The 24,809-nt window shown below is 45.9% G+C and carries 20 protein-coding genes, 3 tRNA genes, 1 rRNA gene, 2 other RNA genes and 1 pseudogene; 18 read left to right on the forward strand and 9 right to left on the reverse strand.

What is annotated here, in order from left to right; all coding sequences use genetic code 11:
• Window position 1 precedes the first annotated feature (1 nt).
• The 5 genes from thrS to GWK75_00620 are packed head-to-tail and all read left to right on the forward strand — an operon-like array spanning window position 2 to window position 4,258.
• Window positions 2-1,813, forward strand: a complete 1,812-nt coding sequence (gene thrS / locus GWK75_00600; GenBank protein ID QHU90970.1) for a threonine--tRNA ligase — start codon at window positions 2-4, stop codon at window positions 1,811-1,813.
• Window positions 1,814-1,838: 25 nt separating this feature from the next.
• Window positions 1,839-2,123, forward strand: a complete 285-nt coding sequence (locus GWK75_00605) for a cysteine methyltransferase (GenBank protein ID QHU90971.1) — start codon at window positions 1,839-1,841, stop codon at window positions 2,121-2,123.
• A complete protein-coding gene (locus GWK75_00610; protein QHU90972.1) occupies window positions 2,096-2,977 on the forward strand; it encodes a tRNA (adenosine(37)-N6)-dimethylallyltransferase MiaA in 882 nt (293 codons plus the stop codon). The genes GWK75_00605 and GWK75_00610 overlap by 28 nt, the downstream gene beginning before the upstream one ends.
• Before the next feature lie 32 nt (window positions 2,978-3,009).
• Complete coding sequence (locus GWK75_00615; GenBank protein QHU90973.1) at window positions 3,010-3,609, forward strand: transcriptional regulator; 600 nt, start codon at window positions 3,010-3,012, stop codon at window positions 3,607-3,609.
• A gap of 13 nt (window positions 3,610-3,622) precedes the next feature.
• A complete protein-coding gene (locus GWK75_00620) occupies window positions 3,623-4,258 on the forward strand; it encodes a Zn-dependent hydrolase (protein ID QHU90974.1) in 636 nt (211 codons plus the stop codon).
• A gap of 75 nt (window positions 4,259-4,333) precedes the next feature.
• On the opposite strand, the gene rpmB is transcribed toward GWK75_00620, so the two are convergent.
• Entirely contained in the window at window positions 4,334-4,537 is a 204-nt protein-coding gene (gene rpmB, locus GWK75_00625; protein QHU90975.1) for a 50S ribosomal protein L28, read from the reverse strand.
• A gap of 93 nt (window positions 4,538-4,630) precedes the next feature.
• Here rpmB and GWK75_00630 point away from each other — a divergent pair, with 93 nt between their 5' ends.
• Window positions 4,631-5,281 (forward strand): site-2 protease family protein, encoded by a 651-nt coding sequence (locus tag GWK75_00630; protein QHU90976.1) that lies wholly within the window; start codon window positions 4,631-4,633, stop codon window positions 5,279-5,281.
• 208 nt (window positions 5,282-5,489) lie between these two features.
• Window positions 5,490-5,845: RNase P RNA component class A (rnpB, locus tag GWK75_00635), an RNA gene on the forward strand.
• A gap of 46 nt (window positions 5,846-5,891) precedes the next feature.
• Here rnpB and rplT read toward each other — a convergent pair.
• The 4 genes from rplT to GWK75_00655 all read right to left on the reverse strand — a co-directional run bounded on the left by rplT (window position 5,892) and on the right by GWK75_00655 (window position 8,540).
• Entirely contained in the window at window positions 5,892-6,236 is a 345-nt protein-coding gene (gene rplT / locus GWK75_00640) for a 50S ribosomal protein L20 (protein QHU90977.1), read from the reverse strand.
• A gap of 4 nt (window positions 6,237-6,240) precedes the next feature.
• Window positions 6,241-6,435, reverse strand: coding sequence for a 50S ribosomal protein L35 (rpmI, locus tag GWK75_00645; GenBank protein QHU90978.1), 195 nt, complete (start codon window positions 6,433-6,435; stop codon window positions 6,241-6,243).
• Window positions 6,435-6,941 carry a translation initiation factor IF-3 gene (locus GWK75_00650; protein ID QHU91697.1) on the reverse strand — a complete coding sequence of 169 codons (507 nt, stop codon included), beginning with the start codon at window positions 6,939-6,941 and terminating at the stop codon, window positions 6,435-6,437. Before GWK75_00650 ends, rpmI begins: the two co-directional genes overlap by 1 nt.
• A 78-nt stretch (window positions 6,942-7,019) precedes the next feature.
• Window positions 7,020-8,540: a YifB family Mg chelatase-like AAA ATPase gene (locus tag GWK75_00655; protein QHU90979.1), complete on the reverse strand. Its 1,521-nt coding sequence runs from the start codon at window positions 8,538-8,540 to the stop codon at window positions 7,020-7,022.
• 66 nt (window positions 8,541-8,606) lie between these two features.
• Here GWK75_00655 and ssrA point away from each other — a divergent pair.
• Window positions 8,607-9,001, forward strand: a transfer-messenger RNA (tmRNA) gene (ssrA, locus tag GWK75_00660).
• A 575-nt stretch (window positions 9,002-9,576) separates the two neighbouring features.
• On the opposite strand, the pseudogene GWK75_00665 reads toward ssrA, so the two are convergent.
• Window positions 9,577-9,789: pseudogene (locus tag GWK75_00665) on the reverse strand (RND transporter).
• A gap of 933 nt (window positions 9,790-10,722) precedes the next feature.
• On the opposite strand from GWK75_00665, the gene GWK75_00670 reads away from it, so the two are divergent.
• The 3 genes from GWK75_00670 to GWK75_00680 are packed head-to-tail and all read left to right on the forward strand — an operon-like array spanning window position 10,723 to window position 14,422.
• Window positions 10,723-11,088, forward strand: coding sequence for a hypothetical protein (locus GWK75_00670; GenBank protein QHU90980.1), 366 nt, complete (start codon window positions 10,723-10,725; stop codon window positions 11,086-11,088).
• Window positions 11,089-11,130: 42 nt separating this feature from the next.
• Window positions 11,131-11,541, forward strand: a complete 411-nt coding sequence (locus GWK75_00675; GenBank protein ID QHU90981.1) for a hypothetical protein — start codon at window positions 11,131-11,133, stop codon at window positions 11,539-11,541.
• Between the two features lies 1 nt (window position 11,542).
• Window positions 11,543-14,422: a TraM recognition domain-containing protein gene (locus tag GWK75_00680; protein ID QHU90982.1), complete on the forward strand. Its 2,880-nt coding sequence runs from the start codon at window positions 11,543-11,545 to the stop codon at window positions 14,420-14,422.
• 35 nt (window positions 14,423-14,457) lie between these two features.
• On the opposite strand, the gene GWK75_00685 is transcribed toward GWK75_00680, so the two are convergent.
• Both GWK75_00685 and GWK75_00690 read right to left on the reverse strand, forming a co-directional pair.
• Window positions 14,458-15,027, reverse strand: a complete 570-nt coding sequence (locus GWK75_00685) for a hypothetical protein (GenBank protein QHU90983.1) — start codon at window positions 15,025-15,027, stop codon at window positions 14,458-14,460.
• A gap of 16 nt (window positions 15,028-15,043) precedes the next feature.
• Window positions 15,044-16,687, reverse strand: a complete 1,644-nt coding sequence (locus GWK75_00690) for a DUF11 domain-containing protein (protein ID QHU90984.1) — start codon at window positions 16,685-16,687, stop codon at window positions 15,044-15,046.
• Between the two features lie 155 nt (window positions 16,688-16,842).
• Here GWK75_00690 and gyrB point away from each other — a divergent pair, with 155 nt between their 5' ends.
• From gyrB to GWK75_00710, 4 genes are all read left to right on the forward strand, one after another.
• On the forward strand, window positions 16,843-18,831 hold the full coding sequence (gene gyrB, locus GWK75_00695) for a DNA topoisomerase (ATP-hydrolyzing) subunit B (GenBank protein QHU90985.1): 1,989 nt from the start codon (window positions 16,843-16,845) through the stop codon (window positions 18,829-18,831).
• A complete protein-coding gene (gene gyrA, locus GWK75_00700; GenBank protein ID QHU90986.1) occupies window positions 18,824-21,361 on the forward strand; it encodes a DNA gyrase subunit A in 2,538 nt (845 codons plus the stop codon). The genes gyrB and gyrA overlap by 8 nt, the downstream gene beginning before the upstream one ends.
• Before the next feature lie 6 nt (window positions 21,362-21,367).
• Window positions 21,368-21,805, forward strand: a complete 438-nt coding sequence (locus GWK75_00705; protein QHU90987.1) for a divergent PAP2 family protein — start codon at window positions 21,368-21,370, stop codon at window positions 21,803-21,805.
• A 219-nt stretch (window positions 21,806-22,024) separates the two neighbouring features.
• Window positions 22,025-23,501 (forward strand): 16S ribosomal RNA (locus GWK75_00710).
• 238 nt (window positions 23,502-23,739) lie between these two features.
• On the opposite strand, the gene GWK75_00715 is transcribed toward GWK75_00710, so the two are convergent.
• Window positions 23,740-23,976 carry a hypothetical protein gene (locus GWK75_00715; protein ID QHU90988.1) on the reverse strand — a complete coding sequence of 79 codons (237 nt, stop codon included), beginning with the start codon at window positions 23,974-23,976 and terminating at the stop codon, window positions 23,740-23,742.
• 97 nt (window positions 23,977-24,073) lie between these two features.
• On the opposite strand from GWK75_00715, the gene GWK75_00720 reads away from it, so the two are divergent.
• The 3 genes from GWK75_00720 (at window position 24,074) to GWK75_00730 (ending at window position 24,444) form a co-directional block, all read left to right on the forward strand.
• Window positions 24,074-24,150 (forward strand) — tRNA-Ala (locus tag GWK75_00720).
• Window positions 24,151-24,258: 108 nt separating this feature from the next.
• Window positions 24,259-24,335: transfer RNA gene (locus GWK75_00725), tRNA-Val, on the forward strand.
• A 32-nt stretch (window positions 24,336-24,367) separates the two neighbouring features.
• Window positions 24,368-24,444, forward strand: a tRNA-Ile gene (locus tag GWK75_00730).
• Window positions 24,445-24,809: the final 365 nt, after the last annotated feature.

Raw genomic sequence — 24,809 nt, forward strand, 5'->3', positions numbered from 1 at the left:
CATGAGCGACGAGCAATTATATGCAATGCGTCACAGTTTGGCGCACGTTATGGCGGCAGCGGTGCGACGGCTGTGGCCAGAGGCTAAATTTGGCGTAGGACCAGTAGTTGAAAACGGATTTTATTATGACATTGATCTTGGTGATACTAAAATCAGCGAACAAAATTTTGGCAAAATTGAAAAAACTATGCGGAGAATTATCGCCGAGGGGCAAGATTTTGTTTGTGAGAAATGTCCGATTGATGAGGCGATTGCATGGGCAGAGCAGGCTGGTCAGCCATATAAATCTGAGCTACTAAATGACCTTAAGCGTGCTGGCACTACGGTCGCCAAAGATTTGGATGCTGCCGAAATGGGCACTATATCTGAGGGTGATGGTATACTTAGCGAGGTGTCATTTTACACAAATGGTGATTTTCGTGATTTATGCCGTGGCCCGCACGTGGCCAACACCAGAGAGGTCGGTGCTTTTAAGTTGATGCGAGTGGCGGGTGCTTATTGGCGTGGCAATGAGAACAATCCGCAGATGCAGCGCCTGTATGGCGTGGCGTTTGCTAGTCAAGAAGAATTAGATAAGTATCTGGAGCGACTGGAGTTAGCCAAGCAGCGTGATCACCGTAAGCTTGGCCGAGAGCTTGATCTTTATACTACTTCGCAACTGGTTGGAGTTGGTCTGCCGCTGTTTACGCCACGTGGCACTGTTTTGCGTGACATTGTAGCACAATATTCCAACCAACTTCGTCAGAAGTTTGGTTTCGAGAAGGTCTGGACGCCACATATTACTAAAAAAGATTTGTATGAGACCTCTGGACATTGGGCAAAATTTGGTGAAGAGCTGTTTTTGGTGAAAAGCCAGGAGACTAGCGATGAAATGGCATTAAAGCCGATGAATTGCCCACATCATACACAGATTTTTGCCTCGCAACCGCGTAGTTACCGTGATATGCCGGTGCGCTATTTGGAGACGACGACTGATTATCGTGATGAAAAGACAGGTGAGCTTGGTGGGCTTAATCGTGTGCGATCGTTGACTCAGGACGACAGCCATGTCTTTTGTCGTCCAGACCAAATTGAACAAGAGATCAATAATTTGCTAGCCGCCGCACAGGAACTATACGGCACTATTGATATGAAGCTGCGAGTTCGTCTGAGCTATCGTGACGATTCTGACGCATATCTTGGTGATCTGGACCTGTGGACTTCGGCTCAAAGTCAACTAAAGACGGCAGTCGAAAAAGTCGGTTTAGAGTATTTTGAGCAAGCGGGTGAAGCAGCCTTTTATGGGCCAAAAATTGATTTTATGGCAACCGATGCAATTGGTCGCGAGCATCAGGTTGCAACAGTGCAGTTAGACTTCGTGCAGCCGCAGCGGTTTGGTCTGGAGTATGCTGAGAGCGATGGTAGCTTTACAACACCTGTAATGATTCATTGTGCCTTGCTTGGTTCGATTGAGCGTTTTTTGAGTGTATTTATTGAGCATACGGGTGGCTGGTTCCCATTCTGGGCGGCCCCAGAACAGGTGCGCATCTTGACGATAAATAACACAGTCTTTGACTATGTAGATGAAATAACAACTATTTTATCAGAGGTAGTGCTTATGAGTCCGGTAAAATATAACGAAGTAAGATTTACTACAGATTTACGAAATGAGTCTATTGGTAAGAAGATTCGTGAGGCGATTGCTGTAAAAATACCAACACAAATTATTGTTGGACCAAAAGACAAACAGGCGCGTGTTGTCAGTGTCCGTACGCGTGGGGGCGAAGAGCAGATTGCGATTGAAAGACTGGCTGATTATATAAGGGGGATTTAAATTGAGGGACAAGATATACTTCCTTATGGCACAGTTGCCGGATGATAAAGTGACGACTTACGGTGACTTGGCGGCTATGGTTGGATGCCCGCATGCGGCGCGGCGTGTGGGTGATATTGCACACGGCGGACCAGTAGAGTTGCCCTGGCATAGGCTGGTTAATTCAAGAGGCGGGTTGGCGATTGGTTTTCCGGGCGGGCAGGGTGTTCAGAAGCAGCTGCTGGAGCAGGATGGGATTATGTGTGATGAAAAATGGCGAGTATCAGACTTTGAGAGGCGGAGATGGCGACCGAACCTCCTCTTGTCGTAATCGCTGGTCCAACCGCTAGTGGTAAGACTAGCCTCGCGATAAAGTTAGCAAAAAAGTTCGGCGGTGAGATCATTTCCGCAGACTCCAGGGCTATCTTTCGTGGTCTTACTATCGGAACGGCGAAACCTCTAGAGGCGGAGATGGAGGGCGTCGCACATTGGGGTATCGATTTGGTTGATCCTGGCCAAAGGTTTACGGTCGCAGAGTTTCAGGCTTATACCATGAAAAAAATAAGAGAAATTCGATCGCGTAATCATATACCATTTCTCGTGGGTGGGACGGGTTTGTATATTAATTCTGTAGTGTATGAATATCAGTTTCCTCCTGGTGCTAAAAATGATGAGCGTCGTACGAAATTTGAGTCAATGAGCATTGAGGAACTTCATATATATTGTGGTAAAAACAACGTACCATTGCCAGAAAATGATAAGAACAAGCGTTATGTTATTAACGCTATTCTACGGAATGGACACACCGCAAAGAGAAGGGACGGGCCTATAGATAATTGTGTAATTGTAGGAATTACAACGAAAAAAGATATTCTCGCTAAGCGCATACATGAGCGTGCAGAGGTTATATTTGACAGTGGTGTAATTGAAGAGGCCCGTAGGGCGGCACATAAATGGGGCTGGGATAGCGAGGCTATGACCGGTAACATATACCCGGTCATAAGGCGGTTCATAGAGGGGGAGATATCTTTAGATGAGGCGAAGCGAAGATTCGAAGTGCTTGATTGGCGACTGGCTAAGCGTCAGTTGACTTGGTTGAAGCGAGACGAACACATACGGTGGATGACTTTAGACCAGGCGTATACCTATCTTGCGCAACGCTTGGTGGCTGTGAATAAATCGTGATAAAATTGAACAAGAAATGAAAAGGAAAAAAGATGATTGACTCATTGTTTGGTTCAAAAACGCGAGTGAAGTTGCTTCATCTATTCTTAAATAATCCTGGTAAAGCGTTTTATGTGCGTGAAATCACCAGGTTGATTGATGAGCAAATTAATTCTGTGCGTAGAGAGCTTGCAAATATGCTTGAGGTGGGCATAATTACGAGCCAAAATACTGATAACAGGTTGTATTATGAAGTAAACCAGCGTTATGAACACTATCTTCCATTTAGAGCTATGTTTACCGATCAAAAAGTTGAGAAGGCGGCACGCATGGAGGGTGATACGCGTATTGGTCAGTGGCAAAAGATATTGAGCTCTCTTGGCGGCGCAAGATTAGTTGTTGCGGCTGGAGTTTTGGTGAAGGGCTCAGCAAGCAACGTGGATTTGGTCGTTGTAGGAGATGTATCGAAGAAGAAGGTGCTGGATATTGTATCACAGATTGAAGATTATGAGGGGAGGGAATTGAGCTACACAATCTTTCCTTATGAAGAGTTTTACTATCGCTTGAGTGTGCGTGATAAGTTTTTAACATCTGTTTTAGCTAACAAGCACGTCGTTATACTTGATACGGATAATATACTGAAAGAGGCTTAAAAGGAGGTCTGGCATGTTTGATATAGAATATAAAGGTGGCAACGGGATTATCTTGACGAGCAAGGGTGCTTCAATCGTTGTGGATCCGCGACTCTCGCTTATTGGGCTTAAGGACCTCAAAACAAAAGATGCGATTGAGCTTGTGACAGAGGGTAGATTTAGGGTAGATGATTCTGGTGCTCGTATCACTATCGACTCACCAGGGGAATACGAGGTGGGTGATTTTACGATTCGCGGTATTGCGGCTACTCGACATGTTGATACTTCGGATCAGGAGAAGCTTTCCACTATTTATCAGATTGAATGTGGGGATGTTAGGGTAGCGATTATCGGTAATATAGGCCCCAAACTAACTGATGAGCAAATGGAAGGTATAGGTGTTGTTGATGTGCTGCTGCTACCTGTAGGTGGAGGTGGATATACGCTTGATGCAACGAGCGCATCGTCATTAGTCCGAAATATAGAGCCAAAAGTTGTTATACCAGTCCACTATGCTGAGGCGGGAATAAGCTATGAAGTGCCTCAAGATACTCTAGATGTATTTATTAAAGAGTTGGGTGCACCAGTTGAACAGCTCCCTAAGTTAAAGATTAAGTCAGCTTCTTCATTACCGCAGACGTTGACGGTAATGGAGCTGTCGCGGTCGTAGAGTAGACTATAGTGTATTAGGGTATATAATTAAACCCCCTCAATGAGGGGGTTTAATTATATAAGGTTTGACTTACTATTTAGCGGTCGTAAGTATTCCCTTTTTCTTGAGGGTTCGAATTGCCTGCGTAGAAAGGGTCATTGTTATCTTCTGGCCGTTTACAACTAGGGTTTTCCTCTGGAGATTCGGCTTGAACACGCGCTTAGTGCGGTGTAGAGAGAAGCTAACATTGTGGCCAAATTGTTTGCCTTTACCGGTGAGTTCACATCGTGATGCCATTATTGTTTCTTCCACTTACTATTTAACAATCCGTTCTAGTATACTCTTTTGTGACTTTTCCGTCAAGAGGTGGCTCGTGGTACAATTATAGCTATGGGTGTCATTGATATTTTGACTGTTCTCGGAGTAATTCTTGTGTCTATGATGCTGCACGAACTGATGCACGGTTTTGTGGCGCTTAGACTAGGAGATGAAACAGCGCGATTGCTAGGTAGGCTGACATTTAATCCTCTCAAGCACATTGATCCAGTAATGACTGTCATTTTGCCCATAATGATTGTTACAGCAAACGCTTTGACGGGATCGCAAGCCCCAATTTTTGGTGGGGCAAAGCCAGTTCCATTTAATCCGTCAAATGTTCGTCATGGTGAGTGGGGGGTTGCGCTGATTGCACTAGCGGGGCCTTTTGCTAATCTTTTTATAGCATTTATTGCATTTTGCATACTTGGGTTCAGTGGTGCTGCGACTGGGTCGATGTTTAGGCACGTGCTTGAAATCGTCGTCCAGGTTAATCTAGGTTTCTTTGTATTTAATATCTTGCCGATACCCCCGTTAGATGGTTCTAGGGCCGTGTACGCAATTGCACCTGATTTTGTACGTCAGGCTATGGATTTGGTTGAGAGGTATGGAACAGTATTAGTGTTTGCTGTTGTGATTCTGATGAATAGCGTGATACTGCAATTTATGTCTGTATCTATTACGTTTATTATTCAATTATTCTCACGAATTACTGGAATTACGTAATAAAAAATAGTATACTCAAAGTGGTCCTATGGCTTCCTTGGACGTGTATGATTTTCCTAACATCATACATTTGGGATTTCAATATTCTTCGCTCCCGTGGGAGTGGCATGAGAAAACCCACCTTGCATTTATGCGGGGAATATCAAGCGTCATGAAGCCTAGGGCTTTTTAGGTGCCGTAGTCGGTACTTTTTTGTATAATAGGTGAGACAGCCTATTGAGTGATCGCTCGTCTCACTAAGGAGGCTAGAGGAAAGTCCGGGCAGCATAGGACGCGACAGCCGCTAACGGCGGCCGGGGGTAACCCTAGGGAAAGTGCCACAGAAACTAAACCGCCGTCTCAAGCTTATTTGGGCGACTGACGGTAAGGGTGAAATGAGTGAGGTAAGAGCTCACAGCGACGTATGGTAACGTGCGGAGGAGGTAAACCCTGTCGGCTGCAAGGGATCGACGCATGATGGTAGTCCGCTCGTGTCGATCAATATCCGCTTGAGCATAGTGGCAACACTATGCCTAGATAGATGATCACTTTCAACAGAACCCGGCTTATAGATTGGCTGTCAAAAAATACCCGCTTAAAGAGCGGGTATTTTTTGGTGAGACAGGATTGTTTATTTTGTAACGCTTTTAACTATTGCTGTAAATGCCTTTGGGTCATTTACGGCAATGTCGGCGAGTACCTTACGATCTAGCTCCACGCCTGACGCCTTTAGGTTTGCAATAAATTTACCATAGGTCGTACCGTTTTCGCGTGCAGCAGCATTTATGCGGGTGATCCACAGACTGCGCAGATCACGTTTTTTATTGCGACGATCACGGTAGGCATACTGGAGGGCTCGTACAACTGCTTGGCGGGCTAGTCGAAAGCTACGAGTACGGTTGTGTTGCATGCCCTTTGCCGCTTTTAGCACTTTGTTATGTCGGGCGCGTGCAGAGACTCCTCGTTTTACTCGCATAGTTTTATACTCCTAGGGCTCGTTTAACGTTTTTTGCCATACTGCCTTTTATAACTGCAGTGGTGTTGATGTTCCGCTTTCGTGACTTACTCTTCTTTGAAAGCATGTGATTCCCGAACGCACGGCGACGGGTAAGTTTGCCGGTACTGGTTAGCTTAACTCGCTTAGCAGTGCCCTTGTGGGTCTTCATTTTTGGCATTACTTGCTCCTTATTACGATGCTCAGGTTTTTGCCTGCCATCACTGGTTTCTGCTCGAGGATCGCTTCGTCTTCGAGTTGAGACATAACCTTATCGATTAGTCCATACCCGAGCTCACGGTGAGCCATTTCGCGTCCGCGAAAGAAGATCAGAATTTTCACCTTGTTACCTTCTGAGAGAAAGTTGCGGATTTTCCGTAGTTTTATCTCTAAGTCATTGGCGCCAATCTTTAAGCCAAAACGCATCTGCTTGAGCTCCGTAGCCTTGTTGTTGCGACGGTTTTTTTGCTGCTCTTTCATCTTTTGGTACTGGAATTTTCCCCAGTCTACAACCTTGGCTACTGGCGGGTTGGCGTTGGGCGATATTTCTACCAGGTCAACACCAGCCTCTTCGGCTACCCTAAGAGCCTCTTGCCGAGACATGATTCCGAGCTGTTCACCGCTTGTACCGATGACACGAAGTTCGCGTGCGCGAATTGCTTCGTTTATGCGAATTGATGTATTGATGCCACTCTCCTTTACACGAGTTGCTTAAATAAGTTAGCGATAACTCAGGTGATATTCTAACAGATGATGCGTCTGTGATCAAGTATTTTGTCTATACTGCAGGGCTTCAGCAAGGTGGGGGATTTCTACAGTCTGACTATGGTCTAGGTCTGCGATAGTGCGTGCGACTCGAAGTATCTTGAAGTATCCTCGTGTACTCAATTTTAATTTTGTAGCAGCATTATCTAGAAACAGCTTCGATTTACTAGAAAGAGGGATGTGTGAGCGAATTTCAGCACTCGTCAAAGAACTGTTGCGTTTATCACTACGGCCATATCTGTCAGACTGAACTTTTTTTGCGTAAGCAATAGCATTTTTAGCTTTTTCGTGTTGTGATAAAGACATTGATTCTACTGACAATAGCTGATCATTCGGAATACGAGAAACTGGGACTATCATGTCGATTCGGTCGAGTAGCGGGCCGGAAAGACGCTTTTGGTATGCAATAATTTGATTTGTGGAACAAGTACAATCGTGTTCAGGGTCACCGTAATAGCCGCACGGGCATGGATTCATCGTCGCAACAAGCATAAAATCTGCTGGATAAATAGCCTTTCCGTTTGCTCGGGTTACAGCTATTTTACGGTCCTCAAGGGGTTGGCGAAGGGTCTCTATGACGTGACGAGGATACTCTGGGATTTCATCAAGAAAGAGTACACCCAGGTGAGCTAGGCTTATCTCACCGGGCTTTGGTCGAGCTCCACCGCCAACAAGCGCAACCTGGCTGGAGGTGTGATGTGGAGAGCGGAATGGTCTGTCAGATATGGTGTCGTTGATAAGTTCTCCTGCTAGGCTATATAGCTTGGTGACGGCAAGCTGTTCGTTGCTTGATAGGGGAGGAAGTAGAGATGTTAGAGTTTTTGCAAGCATTGTTTTGCCTGCGCCAGGTGTGCCCGTGAGTAGAATATTGTGATGCCCTGCCGCCGCAATGATAAGTGCTCTTTTAGCGGATTCTTGACCATATATATCATCCAGTACTGGTCCTGCTACGCTCCGTGCTGTTTCTGTCGATACGTCTTGGGGTGCGTACGGCAGAAGGGCTTTCTCGTTTTTTAGATGGAGAAATAGCTCTTTTAGAGATGACACGCCTATTATAGAGATGCCGTTGACGAGTGTCGCCTGTTTGAGGTTAGCGGTTGGTAGGTAAACAGTCTTATAGCCATACTGACGAGCAGTCTCGGCAATTGTGATTACTCCGCTAATAGGGCGGACGCTGCCATCAAGGGCCAACTCCCCAGCAAAAACGGCACAATCAAGCTCGTGTTGCTGTATTTGACCGCTTGACGCCAGTATAGCTAGGGCAATAGGCAGGTCGTAGTGGGTACCATCTTTTGGGAGTTCGGCAGGAGCTAAGTTGATTGTGACTCGTTTTGCGGGGTACTCAAGGAGAGAATTTGCTATAGCAGACCTGACACGCTCTTTCGCTTCGTCAATTGCTTTATTACCCAGGCCAACGATCTGTAAGCCTGGTAGTCCTTTTGTAATGTCGCTCTCTACCTCTACTAGGTGGCCATCAAAGCCGATTGGTGCCACTGAAAAGACTTTCCTTACAGTTCCCATGATAACGTTAGTTAATCATACTAGCCTCCGGCTGTAAACTGTGCTACTATACCTCTGTAAATACGAGGGGCTGATATAGCTTTCGACACTAGGACTTTAACAGACCGTACCAGCACACCGACTTCTGACGTAATCAGAATTAATAATTGCAACTCAAAAACTTGCAGCGCAGTTCCGTGATGTCCGCGATATTCTCGCAGGCATGCGTACTGCACCAGTTCTGGCCTAAGTCGCCGAACCGCTTCGGACTAGATTTCTGCTATAGTCACGAGGTGTCATATTTAGCAGGATCGGTTTTTGTCGATGTCGCATCGGCGAACTCTTAAAATTTTGCGACCTAGACGTTCGTATGTTTGTCTTATTTTTAGCGCACGTTTAGCCATTTCTCGAATAAGACTATGTGTGTAGACGGACGGTAGGTTGCCTAGTGGACCCGGGGGCGGTACCCGGCAGCTCCACCAACAAAATAACTCGACTACTTGGTCGAGTTATTTTGTTTGTCTATGAGATAGTAGTGACGGTTTGGAGTAAAAAACAAGCACCTGCGAGTAGTGCTTGTTTTTATTGTGGAGTTTTTCGAATAATGTTTATTTTTGGTTCCTGTATAATTTTTTTACTCAGGAACTACCCCTATAATAAGCTGATGTAACGCTAATGTCAATATGATTATCAATTATTTTTCTAGTAAAAAATACTACAAAATGTGAACAAAAATCAACCTTGTTGGTGCGGTTTGATAGCTAACTTCTACGAATATAGTGCAGGAGCTGTAGGTGCCCAGAGTTATGCGCTAAATAGCTGCCCTCGAGTATGTCAAAGTTAGTTAGTTAGTTAGTTAGTTAGTTAGTTAGTTAGTTAGTTAGTTAGTTAGTTAGTTAGTTAGTTAGTTAGTTAGTTAGTTAGTTAGTTAGTTAGTTAGTTAGTTAGTTAGTTAGTTAGTTAGTTAGTTGGTTGGTTGGTTGGTTGGTTGGTTGGTTGGTTGGTTGGTTGGTTGGTTGGTTGGTGGTTGGTTGGTTGGTTGGTTGGTTGTTGGTTGGTTGGTTGGTTGGTTGGTTGGTTGGTTGGTTGGTTGGTTGGTTGGTTGGTTGGTTGGTTGGTTGGTTGGTTGGTTGGTTGGTTGGTTGGTTGGTTGGTTGGTTGGTTGTTGGTTGGTTGGTTGGTTGGTTGGTTGGTTGGTTGGTTGGTTGGTTGGTTGGTTGGTTGGTTGGTTGGTTGGTTGGTTGGTTGGTTGGTTGGTTGAAATATCAATTAAAAGTATCCACACGTTTACTGATTCATTTTTTTGCCTTGTTGCGTTTGATTGATGCGACTCAGTTTTTACGAGTGTTGGTTCGTGTGCGACGCGGTGTCAGGGTGGTTGGCCACCTGTTTTGGTGTAGTAATTTTTTTGTGGATTGAGAGTTATTTTTAGGTCTATGGTAGTCTCGGGTTTCTGGGTGACTGCGTCGGCCTAGTGTGTTTGTAGCTACTTATGTGGGGCGGATGTTTAATGTTGTAGAAAATATAACTAGTGCTTCATTTGATGTAAATATGTCTATTTTTTGCGTAGGTGAGATAAGCTCTAGGTGAATTGTATATAAACATATTACAAAAAATCAACATTGATAATTTCACAACTTAATAGACATCTACAAGTGTTGTATAGTCAATTATGCAATAATCACAACAATGTTTTCGGTACAATAGTTGACAAATTATTATGCTTGTGCTATTCTGAAAACAAGCTTTTACAGAAACAAACAATAAAAGCCACAGCAAACAAAACAAAAACCTTAACAACTTAAACCAACAGTTCCGCGGCATAGTTGACGGAAAGTAGGCATCGACACAGGTATGACACAATAATTCGTCGAACGAATTACGCACCTCACTTTAAGTACCAATCATGTGTGGCGTTGCCTATGCTCCGCCAATTGAATATTCAAATGTGAATAGTCTTGGCGTTGTAGCGCGCGAAGCAGTAGCTCACGCTTGGTTAAACCTCAGCAGTTATTTTGCTGATGAAGTCTCTACCAAGCGTGGAGTGAAGTATTCGCAGGGACCTATGCTCGCGTTTCGCGAGCGGTCAGTAGCCTATAGCGGCGTAGCGGGCGACCCTAATAGTTGTTTGTACAGGTGTTTCGCTTATTTATTCGCTCGTCGCTATGGCTCCAGAATCTTGTTATAGTGTTATGATAATGACATGCTTGGGAAAGTATTAGCATTATCCACACTTGCAGCGTTTGTTCTGCTTTCAGCACTGATGCATTCTACGTCTCCGTCTACCATTCATCCGATAGGCATTCTTGCGGCATTTATTTTAATTTATATGCTAGCACTTGGTGTGCTGTCTTTTTTTGTCTACAGTGCGGTAAATATTATAGGTAGGTTGTGGCGTCGGCCTATAAAGATATCCTTAAAAAACGCTTATTTTTACGCATCTGTATTGGCCCTGGCGCCAGTTATGTTGATCGGTATGAGGTCGATTGGTCGCGCCAACGTTTATGAGGTTTTTCTCGTGATCATCTTTGAGGTTGTAGCCTGTTTTTATATATCTAGACAGCGTTAAGTATATATTTATTTTGAAACAGTTATGGTATAATTTACAGATATGGAGCCCAGGCAAGAAGGACTAACTAGAGGGGTTGAGCAAGCACCACCGCGACATGTTGAATATAGTGTCGCAAACTCGTTAGAGAGGCCAAAAGATAATCCAGAGGTGGGCGCTCAGGGTAGGCCAGAGGTCGGTGAAGTTCAGGCTGAGGCTGCACAGATTGCTATGCCGGCGCTGCCTACGCCAGTTGTTCCGTCGACCAATACTGCTCAAGGTGTAGCTACTGATGATGTGCCTATAGTGGCGAACGATGATGATTTGATTGAGAAGGAGTGGGTCGATAAAGCAAAGAAAATTATTGCGGAGACGAAAGATGATCCATATCGTCGCGAGAGGGAAGTCAGTAAACTTCAAATTGAGTATATTCGACGTCGGTATGGTCGTGAGATAGGTGACTCTGGAGACTAGTATGGGTGGGGTGAGTGCATTTATTACGTTATTTATCGTAACAGCTCTTATTGTGGGTGGAACGACGGTTATTTTTATTTTTTACCGTAGGACGCTACGTGAGGCGAAGAACTATGAACGCGGACTAAAAATGGTGCCTATCCTAATTCACCTTCCTCCGGCTAGCGAGGATATTGCTGACGAAAATCGTGACAAGCGAGACCTTACTGAGGAGGTATTGTCTCAGGCGCAAGTAATGTACAACATTATTGCAAGCACTGCCACAAAGGGATTTAAGAGTAAGATATATGGACAGAGGCACTTATCGTTTGAGATTGTTGCTCGTGATGGATTGATATATTACTATGCGGTCGTGCCGACAGTTTTAACTGATGTGGTTCGACAAGCTATCGCAGCCGCTTATCCTGCAGCTCGGCTTGAGGAAGTTACTGAGCATACGGTATTTAGTCGTGTTGGTAAGACAAGTGGCACAATAGGTGGTGAATTTACGCTGAAGAAAAGCTTCTCTTATCCAATTGCCACATACCTAGAGTCAAAGCGCGATGCCTCTAGGGCTCTTCTGAATGCTATATCTGCCGCTGGTCGAGAAGATGGTGTGGGTCTGCAGATACTTATACGACCAGCTAGTGAGGGTTGGACTAAGTCTTCGCTTAATCTTGCTGATAAGATTACTAAAGATAAAGGGGTAAAAAAAACAGGGGTGTTCTCTGGCATGGTCTCTCCGAGGGAAATAATGGAGGCACTTTGGAAACCGCCAGAAGAAGACGAGAAAAAGGCCGACGAAAAGCAGTTGAACGCTGTCGAGCAGTCTACTATTGAGGCTATTCAGGAAAAAACTAGATACCCAGGGTACGAGGTGCTCGTACGTGTTGTGGTTTCCTCGAATACTGCTGCTCGCTCTCAGGCTCTTCTAAAAAATATCGTAGCTGCTTTTGCTCTATTTGACTCGCCTACGTACAATGGTTTCAGGTTTAATCTTTCGAAAAATATAGAGGAACTGGCGTCTTCTTATATATTCCGTTTTTTCCCTCAGCAGATTAATCAGAATATCTTAAACAGTGTTGAGCTTGCTACGATATTCCATTTGCCTGATCAGAACAGCATTCCTACGTCCCAGGTTAAGAGGCAGATGAGCAAGCAGGTTGATGGTCCGACGCAGGTTATGGATGAGGGTCTATTGCTCGGCTATAACGAGTTTCGAGGGGTAAAGAAGCCAATTAGACTTGGAATTAAAGATCGACGACGACACGTGCATATTATTGGTCAGACGGGTGTCGGGAAGTCTGTTTTGCAGGAGAATCTCGCTTATCAGGATATGATGGATGGCCGTGGATTTGCTTTTGTCGATCCGCATGGTGACTCTGTAGAGGCGCTGCTCTCCAAGATACCTAAAGAGCGTGTTGAGGATGTGGTGTACTTTAATCCAAGCGATATGAGTAACCCAATTGGGCTCAATATGTTTGAGTTTGATCATCCGGACCAGAAAGACTTTCTTATTCAGGAGGCGATTAGTATGCTTTATGGTCTCTATGATCCGGGCCACACGGGGATAGTTGGCCCGCGTTTGGAGCATATTTTCCGTAACTGTGCACTACTCCTTATGAGTGACCCTAAGGGGGGAACGTTTGTTGACATTCCAAAGTTGCTGGTAGACGAAGAGTTTATGAAAAGCAAACTAAAATATGTGACTGATCGGCAGGTTCTTGATTTTTGGACTAAAGAGTTTCCGGCAAGTCAACGCTCCAGTGAAGCTGGCGAAGTCATTAGCTGGGTTAGTGCTAAGTTTGGTCCGTTCGTCAACAACGATACCATGCGAAATATTATAGGTCAGCAAAAAAGCGGGATTAACCTTGCTGATGTTATGAATAACAACAAGATTTTACTTGTGAATCTTTCAAAAGGTAAGATGGGCGACCTTAACTCTAAGCTGCTTGGTATCATATTTGTGATGAAGTTTCAGGCTGCGGCAATGGCTAGGGCTAATATGCCAGAAGAGGAAAGAAAAGACTTCACACTATATGTTGATGAGTTTCAGAATTTTGCTACTGACAGCTTTGAGACGATCCTGTCGGAGGCTCGTAAATATCGACTGAGTCTTGTCCTCGGAAATCAGTTCATGACTCAGTTAAAGGAAGAGCTGAGGGAGGCTATCATTGGTAACGTAGGTACTACTATTACGGGCCGAATTGGTATCACTGATGCAGAGATTATGGTAAAGCGTTATACTCCAGTTTTTGATGCCGAGGATCTGACTAAACTGCCTAATTATGAGTCGGTTGTGGTTGCGCAGATTGAGGGTGTGCCCTCGGCGCCATTTAGTATGAGTTGGATTCCTCCTATGGGGCAATCTAATCAGCAGCTTAGTGATGCCCTGAAGCGCTTGTCTGCGGCCAAATACGGTCGTCCTCGTAGTCAGGTAGAGCAGGAGATAGCCCAGCGTCTCTCATTAGGGGAAGCCGCATCTGGATCTCGCGCCCCTTGGCGATCTGCGGCTAACTCTTCGGGTTCATCTTTTCTCGATGAATGGTTAGCAAAGCGAAAGCGGATGACAGGTGGGGTCGGTGTGCCGACGACATCTACAGGCCTTCAGCAGGCTGGGTCGGGTGTCGCGAGCGGGCAGCAGCCCGTGGCGCCAGTACAGGCTCAGGCGATGACTCCTGGTCAGAGCGGAGTACCTCGCCAGCATGCAAATGTTTCGGCGCAGGCTTCGCCTGATACCGCCATGCCATCGTCTTCTTCTGTCGGCACAAAGCGCCCAACTATGTATAGCCCACAGCCGTCTCTCCAGGAGGAGATGGAGAAGGAGCTTAGGGAGGACTCTAATAAGCTAACTCTTCGAGGGCAGGGATCTAGTGATGAGGTGTCGATAAAACTGCACTAGATGTGCGGTTTTTGTCTGCTGAAGCAAACGGGATATTACTTGCTCTTTCCGAAAATAAGAGCCCTAAAGTAGTCAAATACTAGGCCCAATATCCATCCAGCGGCAAAAGAAGCGATCGTCTCGCCGCCAGAAAGGGCGTAACCATAGTACCGAGCGATTAGGTAGATGACCAAGGTGAATAGAAAGGCGAATACTGATCCAGAGAGTATGGCGTTTGGACGTGCGACCGTACCTCCAACCACGTCGCTTATTTTTTCTACTGTAGGGTTATGAATAACCTTGCTGAAAGCACGGCTCGGCGCTGACATGTGTGAGCGTACCTCGTCCATAGTTGCGTTGAAACTCGCATTCCGTTCACGCTTTGATACAGGACCTAGTTTTTTCCTAGGAGAGGTTTCTCTCGAATTATCTATTTTATGTGGCTTCTCTTTGCTGGTGGCTTGTTCGAGGGCTTCATTGCGTACGCTGTCGATATTTTCTTTTTTTTCAATAGTTTTCTCTCGCTCGTTTGCGAGCTCCTTGTAGCGCTCATTGGCGATCTCCCTTAGCCTTTCTTGGTCAAAGGATTGTTCGTGATTGCTGAATGCATCTTTCTCTTTACTCATGACCACCCCTTAATATTTATATTGTACCTGCGTTGAAATCGCGACGAATGAGCCGGACTTCTTTTTTCATCTGGCGCGAGCGTGCGTAGAAGTAGGCGACTATTGCTAGTGTTGCGCCTGCAAAAATCATATTCTCGGTTGGTCCAGTATGCGGGAGTTCTGAGACGGTACGTTCAACGAACCGTTTTTGAATAGGGCAACCTACGTTGATTGACACCGTATTACCAAATACATTATCCATGCGACAGTCGTATGATTTACCATCGCTTACGTTGGCGCCCATGGCAGGTATAGGGTTTGCCATTTGTACGGTAAACATACGAGTTTGTGACTTACCTGGCTCTAGCTTGAACGATGGCCATGTTAAAGTTTTTTTATCAGCATTGTAGGTGCCTCCGCCAGTTTCAGTTACGCTTGCGTAGTCTGTGATATCTGAGAGATCTTCGACAATATCTACGTTGGCAGGTGCCTTACCACGGTTTACAACCTCTAGAGTGTACATAATCTTGTCTGAGGCTTTGGCGGTTGTCGTTGAGGCGTTGACGTTACCCTGGGTAATATTTACCGCCGTTTTGGTCTGTACAATACTTGCTGAACATTTTTCATCCTTTATCCATAGGGTCGGATCGCCTGGACAAGGCTGACACTCTGGACTATCTTTTGTGAGCTTTGGATTTTGTGGACACATCTCTGGGGCGGGGACGTTGAATGTTTTTACGCAGTTGCTGTCGGTTTTGTCACCGAGCGATGTTTTCACAGTCAGCTCTACGGTGTAGGACCCCTGTGCCTTGGTAGTGTATGTATATGAGTCAGTAGTTTTGTTTGATTTTATCGTTTCCGTCTTGACTACAACGCCATCTTTCTTGATAGTGTATATATATCCTGTAACTGTCGCGCCATTGGCCACACTACTAGTGGCGGACATTTGATAGTTGTCCAGTAGCTTTGTGATCTTTAGGCTTTCGCACTTTGCGACAGGGTCTGGTTTGCATCTAGGGTCGTCTGCCCTTAAGTGGCCTTTGCCTGGTACGGTACACATCTTTGGAGGTGTTGTGCAGTTCGGGTATGTCCCTATAGTTCCAGGAGGGCACACCTTTGGGGGAGGAAGCCTCTTGAGTAGTAGGTTGCCGCATACGGCCATAATGGCGAACTCACCAGCGCTAGCAGAATAACCCCTTAAGCCCGCATACCAACTATTTCCGCCCCAGGCTGAGAGAGGTCCATGGTAGTATGAAGTACCATTTACTGTAACTGAACCATCGCGCTGCTTGCTTGATTGTCGGCCAAAGCTAATAGGCCAGTCTGAACCTTTGATCTGATAACTGCTGTTGTATCCTCTCCAGGTCCCTGCGGCCAGCTCCGAGCGTGTGATACCAAAGTAGCTCATGAAGCTACGGAAATCTTGGCGATTATTGTCCCACGCGGATAAGATACACTCTTTTGTTGCACAGCCACCATAAAGTATATTGTTGGGGCTTGCGGCGTTTGCCGACTCGGGTGGTGAAAATACGGCAAATGATTGCACTACCAGGGCTAGTGCTGTAAAAATAAGACCGATACGACGAGTTGCCTCTTCTTTTCGGAGGCGTTTCGCGTAGAACCCAAGCTGTCCAACGAGAGCGGGGCTAAACGCGAGGTTTGATACGAGTTTTCTAAACATAGAGCTACTTATTTTTGTTTAATTTTATACCTCTCAGTTGGCATTTTAGCATAAGAATTATGTTCACTGCAACAGGTTGAATGAACAATTTTTTTTATGGTATAATGGCTACATTCTTAATAAAAAGCTGAACTATTTACCGAAATGAGGGGACAATGGCTAAACACAAAGACGACAGCTCTTATGATGGCTCGCAAATCCAGGTCCTAGAGGGGCTTGATCCTGTTCGTAAACGCCCGGGAATGTATATTGGGAGCACTGGATATGAAGGCGTTCATCATCTTATTAAGGAGATTGCCGACAACTCGGTTGACGAGGCAATTGCAGGACATGGCACGCGAGTTGATATTCGTATTCTTGAGGATGGAGGTCTTGAGGTAACTGATGACGGACGGGGTATCCCTGTCGATAAGCATCCAAAAACAGGCTTGAGCACACTAGAGACGGTGCTTACTGTCCTTCATGCCGGCGGTAAGTTTGGTGGAGGGGGATACAAGGTCTCGTCCGGATTGCACGGTGTCGGTTCAAGTGTTGTCAACGCTCTCTCTGCACGTATGATCGCTGAGGTTGTAAAAAATGGTGAACTGTACCGAGTGGAATTTGAGCGAGGGAAGACGTCGGTACCGTTCAAAAAAGTAGGCAAGACAGATCGTAGTCGTGGTACGCGGATTACTTTTTACCCAGATCCGGAAATATTTAAAGAAACTGTCACGTTTGATTATAAATGGGTTGTTAGTTACCTTCGTCATCAGGCATATCTGACTAAGGGGTTGTATGGTACGGTATACGACGAGCGAACAAAAGAGCGCCAGGCCTTTTATTTTGAGGGGGGCATTAAAAGCTATGTAAAAAATCTCAATGTAGGAAAAGAGACTTTAGGTGATGAGGTGTTCTATGTCGAGAAGCGGGTCGATGACTCTATGGTAGAGGTAGCTATCCAATACAACGACTCATACATAGAAACGGTACGACCGTTCGCCAATAACGTGCTGACACCAGATGGGGGGACTCATCTGGTAGGGTTTCGTGCTGCTCTTACCAGAGCTATTAATGATTACGCACGAAAGAATAGTCTCCTAAAGGAGAAAGAAGATAACTTAAGTGGTGATGATATTCGCGAGGGGCTCACTGCCGTAATCCTTGTTAAACTTCCAGATCCACAATTTGAAGGTCAAACCAAGAATAAACTAGGCAATCCTGAGGTGCGTCGATATGTCGAACAGGTAATGAATGAGTATTTTGCGTACTTTCTCGACGAAAATCCTGCTACAGCGAAAAAGATCGTTGGTAAGGCGCTTCTTGCTGCGCGTGCTCGCAAAGCTGCTCGTGCGGCTCGAGATAGTGTTATTCGGAAGGGTGTATTGGACGGGGCAAGCCTTCCGGGTAAGCTAGCTGATTGCTCGAGCAAGAATCCCGCTGAATGTGAGCTATATATCGTGGAGGGTGACTCGGCTGGTGGGTCTGCAAAGAGCGGCCGCGATAGTAAGACTCAAGCAATTCTTCCGTTAAGAGGTAAGGTTCTTAACACGGAGAGGGCACGCCTCGACCGAATGCTGGCTAATAATGAAATCGTTAGCCTAATCAAGGGTATGGGCGTCGGCATTGGGGATCAGTTTGATATCAATGGTCTTCGCTATGACAGGATTATTATCATGACTGACGCCGATGTTGATGGAAGCCATATCGCGACACTTTTGATGACATTCTTTTTCCGCTACATGAAAGAGGTTGTCGAGGGGGGTCATATCTACCTTGCAAAACCACCTCTATTTCTCATAAAAATGGGCGGTAATAAGCGTGAGTATGCTTATAACGAAGAGGAACTGGATAATAAGTTGCGAGCAATGATCGAAGAGCGAAAGGCCCGCGGGGCTAGTGTTGACGAGAGCGAATCGCTAGTAAAGCAGGCCGGGCTAAATGAGTCATCTCTACAGCGATACAAGGGTCTTGGTGAGATGGACGCTAGCCAGCTTTGGGACACTACTATGAATCCAGAGAATCGTGTGCTTGTCCAGGTGAAGATTGAAGATGCCGAGCGTGCGGATGCGATATTTACAAAATTAATGGGCGACGAAGTTAGCCTGCGTAAAAGCTTTATTCAAACTCGTGCAAAAGATGTTAGCCTAGAGGAGTTAGATGTCTAATATGGATGACGAAAAAGTAAATACACCCCTAGAGGGCGAAGTAGTTGAGCCGGAGCAAACACACTCAAAAGTTCTTGAGCATCGTACGGTGGAAGATGTTATGGAAGACAGCTTCCTTCGATATTCGATGAGTGTAATCATTGATCGCGCTCTTCCAGATGTTCGCGATGGAATGAAGCCTGTGCACAGACGAATTCTTTATACAATGGGTGAGCAAGGACTAAGGCCGGGCGGAAGGTTTGCAAAGTCGGCTCGTATTGCAGGTGATGTTATGGGTAAGTATCACCCTCACGGTGATTCGAGTATTTATGACTCCATGGTTCGCCTTGCTCAGGACTGGGTGATGAGGTATCCGCTAGTTCAGGGGCAGGGAAACTTCGGATCTATGGATGGCGATCCTGCGGCGGCGAGCCGATACACGGAGGCCCGATTGGGTCGTGCTGGAAATGAGTTATTGACTGATCTCGACAAAGAGACGGTTGATTTTCGTGATAACTACGATGGTTCCGAGCAAGAGCCGGTAGTTCTTCCTGCCAAACTTCCCAATCTGCTCCTCAACGGACAGGTAGGTATTGCGGTTGGTATGGCAACAAGCATACCGACACACAACCTTGGCGAGCTTGTTGATGCAACGGTTGAGCTGATTGATAATCCTGACGCAACCGTTGATGACCTTCTCGGGTATGTTAAAGGCCCAGATTTTCCAACTGGCGCCGTTGTCTACGGCGGTGATCCTATGAGGCAGGCCTATATGACAGGTAGAGGGAGCGTCACAATTCGTGCTGTTGCGACGATTGAAGAGGCTAAAAAAGGCCGTCATCAGATCGTTGTAACTGAGATGCCGTACGCGGTTAATAAAGCTAACCTAATTGAAAAAATCGCCGATCTTGTTAAGGATAAGAAGCTGACAACTATTAGTGACCTGCGTGACGAGAGCGCTCGTGGGAACGTGCGAGTTGTTATTGAACTCAAAAAGGACGCTTATCCAAAGAAGGTGCTTAATCAGCTGTACAAGCTTACGGCCCTTCAGACAACGTTCCACTATAATATGCTTGCGCTGATTGACGGTATTCAGCCTCGAATACTGGGCCTGCATGATATTTTGAGCGAGTTTATTAAGCACCGTCAGCAGGTTGTCCGTCGACGAACAGAGTATGAGTTGCGCAAAGCAAAGGAGCGGGCGCATATTCTCGAGGGATATAAGATCGCACTTGATCACATAGATGAAGTGATTAAGACTATTCGTGCAAGCAAGACCCAAGATGAGGCTGAAGCGGCACTTATAGAGAAGTTTGCCTTGAGTGAGATTCAGGCAAAAGCTATTTTGGCGATGCAACTCCGTCGTTTGACTGGCTTAGAGCGTGAGGCTATAGAAAATGAGCTGAATGAGCTTCGCGCACTCATCAGTAAGCTAGAAGCCATCCTTGCTGATGAAAAAGAGATTTTGGCAATTATCAAAACTGAACTTCTCGAGATGAAAGAGAAATACGGCGATGAGCGTAGGACCAAGATTATTAATCACGAGCTTGGCAAGTTTAGCGATGAAGAGCTTATCCCAGAAGAAGATACCGTTGTTCTTTTAACTACAGAAAACTATATCAAGCGTACACTGCTTACTGACTATCGTCGCCAGAACCGAGGGGGTAAGGGTAAACGAGGGATGACAACCAAGGAGGAGGATGTTATTGATCAAATCGTGCCTGCCAACACACACGACTGGTTGTTATTCTTTACTAATAAGGGACGAGTGTTCAGGCTCAAGGCTTATGAAGTGCCCGCTGCAAGTCTTGCGGCTAAGGGTGTGGCGGCTGTAAATCTGCTCCAGCTGCAGCCCGAGGAGAAGATCACGTCAATCATTGGTCTCGGCAAGGATGCAAAGGATGACGGATATCTATTCATGGCTACTATCAAGGGAACGGTCAAAAAGACGCCTCTAAAAGATTACGCCAATATTCGAACTAACGGGTTAATTACGATTAATCTAGATTCAGGTGATGAGCTACGTTGGATAAAGCAGACAACTGGTGATAATGATGTTATTATATCAACATCTGCTGGACAGGCTGTTAGGTTTAACGAGCAAGAGTGTCGACCGATGGGGCGAGCGGCGCGTGGTGTGCGTGGTGTACGTCTACGTCCAAATGATTCGGTAGTGGGTATGGATGTTGTGAATGATGATGAGCAGACCCTGCTTGTTATCAGTGAGAAGGGTTTTGGCAAAAAGACAAAGGTCGCAAACTTTCCGAGTCATAAGCGTGGAGGCGTGGGTATAAAAGCTGCAGTGGTCACCACAAAAACTGGTCCTATTATCTCAGTCCAGACGATAGATCCGTCTATGGCAGAAGCGATTCTTGTTTCAAAAAATGGACAAACTATTCGACTTGGGCTGGATGACATTAAGCTTTTGGGACGGACGACTCAAGGGGTAACCATAATGAGATTGTCGGATGGAGACGCTGTGTCTTCGATTGGCCTCATGGAGGCGTCAAATAGGAGCGAAGATACGACTTCAGTAGAAGGGAGTAAGTAGAGGTATATGAATTTGTCGCCATATCTTATAACGATTGCGGCAAGCTGGGTGGTTGCACAGGGTGCAAAGTATCTCATCATCGCCATAAAAGATCGTAGCTTTAGCGGATTTCGACACCTATATTTGTCGGGCAATATGCCAAGCGCGCATAGTGCAACGGTTGTGTCTATGGCGACTATAATAGGCCTAACTGAGGGTCTAGACTCAGCGCTCTTCGGGCTTTCTCTGATGATGGCTGGTGTAGTTATGTATGACGCGATCATGGTGCGAAGATCTGTAGGCGAGCAGGGGATTGCGATTCAGGAGTTGATAAAAGCTACGAAAAATAGTGGCAGGGTGGTAATTCCCCGGTCTGCCAAGGGGCACACCCCTCTCGAAGTGTTGGTTGGGGCGGTTATTGGCATTGTCATTGGCTATGTTGTTTTTATCACTACTAAATGTTAAAAAAATAGTGTTGACGATATCTATCATTTCAGATACAATGGTCGATAGTCTGGTTGCGAGATAGGTAGAGAAACAGATTGAGCAGTTAGATTTTTTGTGTAATTTAACAATTTGGTTGTGCAATAATCATCGTCAGTCTTTTTGAGTAGGCGTTCGCTAAAAAGCGAACACTTTATGGTGCTTAATTACTATCATTTTTGATGTAGTTAATGCCATATTTTTATGGAGAGTTTGATCCTGGCTCAGGATGAACGCTGGCGGCGTGCCTAACACATGCAAGTCGAGCGGCAGCGAGGGGTGCTTGCACCCTGTCGGCGAGCGGCGAACGGCTGAGTAACGCGTGGGAACGTGCCCTAAAGTGAGGGATAACGCACCGAAAGGTGTGCTAATACCGCATATGATCTTCGGATTAAAGCTTTATGCGCTTTGGGAGCGGCCCGCGTCGGATTAGGTTGTTGGTAGGGTAATGGCCTACCAAGCCGACGATCCGTAGCTGGTCTGAGAGGATGACCAGCCAGACTGGAACTGAGACACGGTCCAGACTCCTACGGGAGGCAGCAGTGAGGAATCTTCCACAATGGGGGCAACCCTGATGGAGCAACGCCGCGTGCAGGATGAAGGCCTTCGGGTTGTAAACTGCTTTTATAAGTGAGGAATATGACGGTAACTTATGAATAAGGATCGGCTAACTACGTGCCAGCAGCCGCGGTCATACGTAGGATCCGAGCGTTATCCGGAGTGACTGGGCGTAAAGAGTTGCGTAGGTGGTTAGTAAAGCGAATAGTGAAATCTGGCGGCTCAACCGTACAGGCTATTATTCGAACTCACTAACTCGAGAGTGGTAGAGGTTACTGGAATTTCTAGTGTAGGAGTGAAATCCGTAGATATTAGAAGGAACACCAATGGCGTAGGCAGGTAACTGGACCATTTCTGACACTAAGGCACGAAAGCGTGGGGAGCGAACCGGATTAGATACCCGGGTAGTCCACGCCGTAAACGATGGATACTAGCTGTTGGAGGTATCGACCCCTTCAGTAGCGAAGCTAACGCGTTAAGTATCCCGCCTGTGGAGTACGGTCGCAAGACTAAAACATAAAGGAATTGACGGGGACCCGCACAAGCGGTGGATCGTGTTCTTTAATTCGATGCTAAACGAAGAACCTTACCAGGGCTTGACATCCAGGGAATTTTTGGGAAACCAATTAGTGCCTTTTGGAACCCTGTGACAGGTGATGCATGGCCGTCGTCAGCTCGTGTCGTGAGATGTTTGGTTAAGTCCATCAACGAGCGCAACCCTTGTGAATAGTTGGATTTTTCTATTCAGACTGCCCCGGTAACGGGGAGGAAGGAGGGGATGATGTCAGGTCAGTATTTCCCTTACGTCCTGGGCTAGAAACACGATACAATGGCTAGTACAATGCGCAGCGAAGCCGCGAGGTGGAGCAAATCGCATCAAAGCTAGTCCCAGTTCGGATTGGAGGCTGAAACTCGCCTCCATGAAGTCGGAATCGCTAGTAATCGCAAATCAGCAAGTTGCGGTGAATACGTTCCCGGGTCTTGTACACACCGCCCGTCAAACCATGAAAGTGACCAACACCCGAAGTCCGATTCGTCGGCCTAAGGTGGGGGCATGATTGGGGTTAAGTCGTAACAAGGTATCCGTACCGGAAGGTGCGGATGGATTACCTCCTTTCTAGGGAGAGTTATGCCAGCAGATCTATGGAGAAATCCTCTGCTGAAGCTAGGTCGGTCTTTTGGTAAGATGAGCTTACTTACCAAGTATCCCTTCGGGGAAAGACAAAGTTCAAAATACCTCGATAGTCTGATGAGATATTGCACAACCAGATTGTTAAATAAGAAATTAACAGCCTGTTAAGGGCTGTTTTTTCTTGCTTTTATCACAATCTCTTGGAGGGTATCTTTGATCTAACTTGTTAGCTTCGGCCAAAGAACTGGGAGAGAATAAGATGTAGTATGAATGCATGCAGGTTAAGCATAATAAGTATACCTACACTGCAGGCAATCAATCCATATAGGAGATAGCGATTATAGCTTACCACACCACTACCTAGAGCGTCGGCAATTTGTCTATACCATAGAGTAAACGCTCCACCGCCGAGTAGGATAAGAAGGCCGAATATAAAAGCACCCCAGCTAAATGTGTATTCCATATACTTTAGTATACCACTTGTTATTTCTATTCGAGTAGGGTAAAATGGATTAAGTTCACAACATTATTTGTGAATTTTAACAATCTGACACTCCTATGGGGGCATAGCTCAGTTGATTAGAGCACCTGCTTTGCAAGCAGGGGGTCCAGGGTTTGAGTCCCTGTGCCTCCACCAAGACCTGGTCCGCATCTGATAGATGGGAAGTAGATCTTGGTTCTTTATCAGGAGCCTGTACCTTTAGTATGGGGTGATTGAGGTTTCTATCTCTAGTCACTCCACCATGGGCGCTTAGCTCAGTTGGCTAGAGCATCTCGTTTACACCGAGAGGGTCGGGGGTTCGAGCCCCTCAGCGCCCACCATGGATTTATTTCGAAAAACACCGTCTATGGACGGGCGATTAGCTCAGCTGGTTAGAGTGCGTCACTGATAATGACGAGGTCGGAGGTTCAAGTCCCTCATCGCCCACCAATAAACGGTGTTTTATTTTTATAGGCACTTTTGCTAGCATGCTAAGTATTTGGCTGGTATTTATTAAGTAAATGTCATTAAAAATCCTTGTTTTTTTATCGCAACAGTGTATAATGGCATATTAGTGAAGCGAATGTTCCTAGGGAACCTCTGGCGATTTAAGTGATAGGAGACAAATCGTGGAGGTTCGTTTTTTATCGCAAAAATCACAACAAAGTCACTCTAGACAAGGTGTTGTATGAGTGGTACGATGGTGTGAGATAAAGCCACCACGTCTTGAACGCAGACGACATTACATCAGATAATAGGTAAGATGTGATAAAATGTGCGCTCAAGATGGGAGTACAGTTATTTAACAATTTGAT

The organism is Candidatus Saccharibacteria bacterium oral taxon 955 (genome assembly GCA_010202265.1).
Taxonomy (GTDB): Bacteria; Patescibacteriota; Saccharimonadia; order Saccharimonadales; family Saccharimonadaceae; genus Saccharimonas.

What these genes read in the sequence shown, in the direction of transcription:
- GWK75_00615 (QHU90973.1), top strand. Translation starts at nt 3,010, where the DNA reads ATGATTGACTCATTGTTTGGTTCAAAAACGCGAGTGAAGTTGCTTCAT.
- GWK75_00690 (QHU90984.1), bottom strand. Translation starts at nt 16,687, where the DNA reads ATGTTTAGAAAACTCGTATCAAACCTCGCGTTTAGCCCCGCTCTCGTT.
- GWK75_00655 (QHU90979.1), bottom strand. Translation starts at nt 8,540, where the DNA reads ATGGGAACTGTAAGGAAAGTCTTTTCAGTGGCACCAATCGGCTTTGAT.
- GWK75_00680 (QHU90982.1), top strand. Translation starts at nt 11,543, where the DNA reads ATGGGTGGGGTGAGTGCATTTATTACGTTATTTATCGTAACAGCTCTT.
- GWK75_00705 (QHU90987.1), top strand. Translation starts at nt 21,368, where the DNA reads ATGAATTTGTCGCCATATCTTATAACGATTGCGGCAAGCTGGGTGGTT.
- GWK75_00620 (QHU90974.1), top strand. Translation starts at nt 3,623, where the DNA reads ATGTTTGATATAGAATATAAAGGTGGCAACGGGATTATCTTGACGAGC.
- GWK75_00605 (QHU90971.1), top strand. Translation starts at nt 1,839, where the DNA reads ATGGCACAGTTGCCGGATGATAAAGTGACGACTTACGGTGACTTGGCG.
- GWK75_00630 (QHU90976.1), top strand. Translation starts at nt 4,631, where the DNA reads ATGGGTGTCATTGATATTTTGACTGTTCTCGGAGTAATTCTTGTGTCT.
- GWK75_00670 (QHU90980.1), top strand. Translation starts at nt 10,723, where the DNA reads ATGCTTGGGAAAGTATTAGCATTATCCACACTTGCAGCGTTTGTTCTG.
- gyrB (QHU90985.1), top strand. Translation starts at nt 16,843, where the DNA reads ATGGCTAAACACAAAGACGACAGCTCTTATGATGGCTCGCAAATCCAG.
- rpmB (QHU90975.1), bottom strand. Translation starts at nt 4,537, where the DNA reads ATGGCATCACGATGTGAACTCACCGGTAAAGGCAAACAATTTGGCCAC.
- GWK75_00675 (QHU90981.1), top strand. Translation starts at nt 11,131, where the DNA reads ATGGAGCCCAGGCAAGAAGGACTAACTAGAGGGGTTGAGCAAGCACCA.
- rplT (QHU90977.1), bottom strand. Translation starts at nt 6,236, where the DNA reads ATGCGAGTAAAACGAGGAGTCTCTGCACGCGCCCGACATAACAAAGTG.
- rpmI (QHU90978.1), bottom strand. Translation starts at nt 6,435, where the DNA reads ATGCCAAAAATGAAGACCCACAAGGGCACTGCTAAGCGAGTTAAGCTA.
- GWK75_00715 (QHU90988.1), bottom strand. Translation starts at nt 23,976, where the DNA reads ATGGAATACACATTTAGCTGGGGTGCTTTTATATTCGGCCTTCTTATC.
- thrS (QHU90970.1), top strand. Translation starts at nt 2, where the DNA reads ATGAGCGACGAGCAATTATATGCAATGCGTCACAGTTTGGCGCACGTT.
- GWK75_00610 (QHU90972.1), top strand. Translation starts at nt 2,096, where the DNA reads ATGGCGACCGAACCTCCTCTTGTCGTAATCGCTGGTCCAACCGCTAGT.
- GWK75_00685 (QHU90983.1), bottom strand. Translation starts at nt 15,027, where the DNA reads ATGAGTAAAGAGAAAGATGCATTCAGCAATCACGAACAATCCTTTGAC.
- gyrA (QHU90986.1), top strand. Translation starts at nt 18,824, where the DNA reads ATGTCTAATATGGATGACGAAAAAGTAAATACACCCCTAGAGGGCGAA.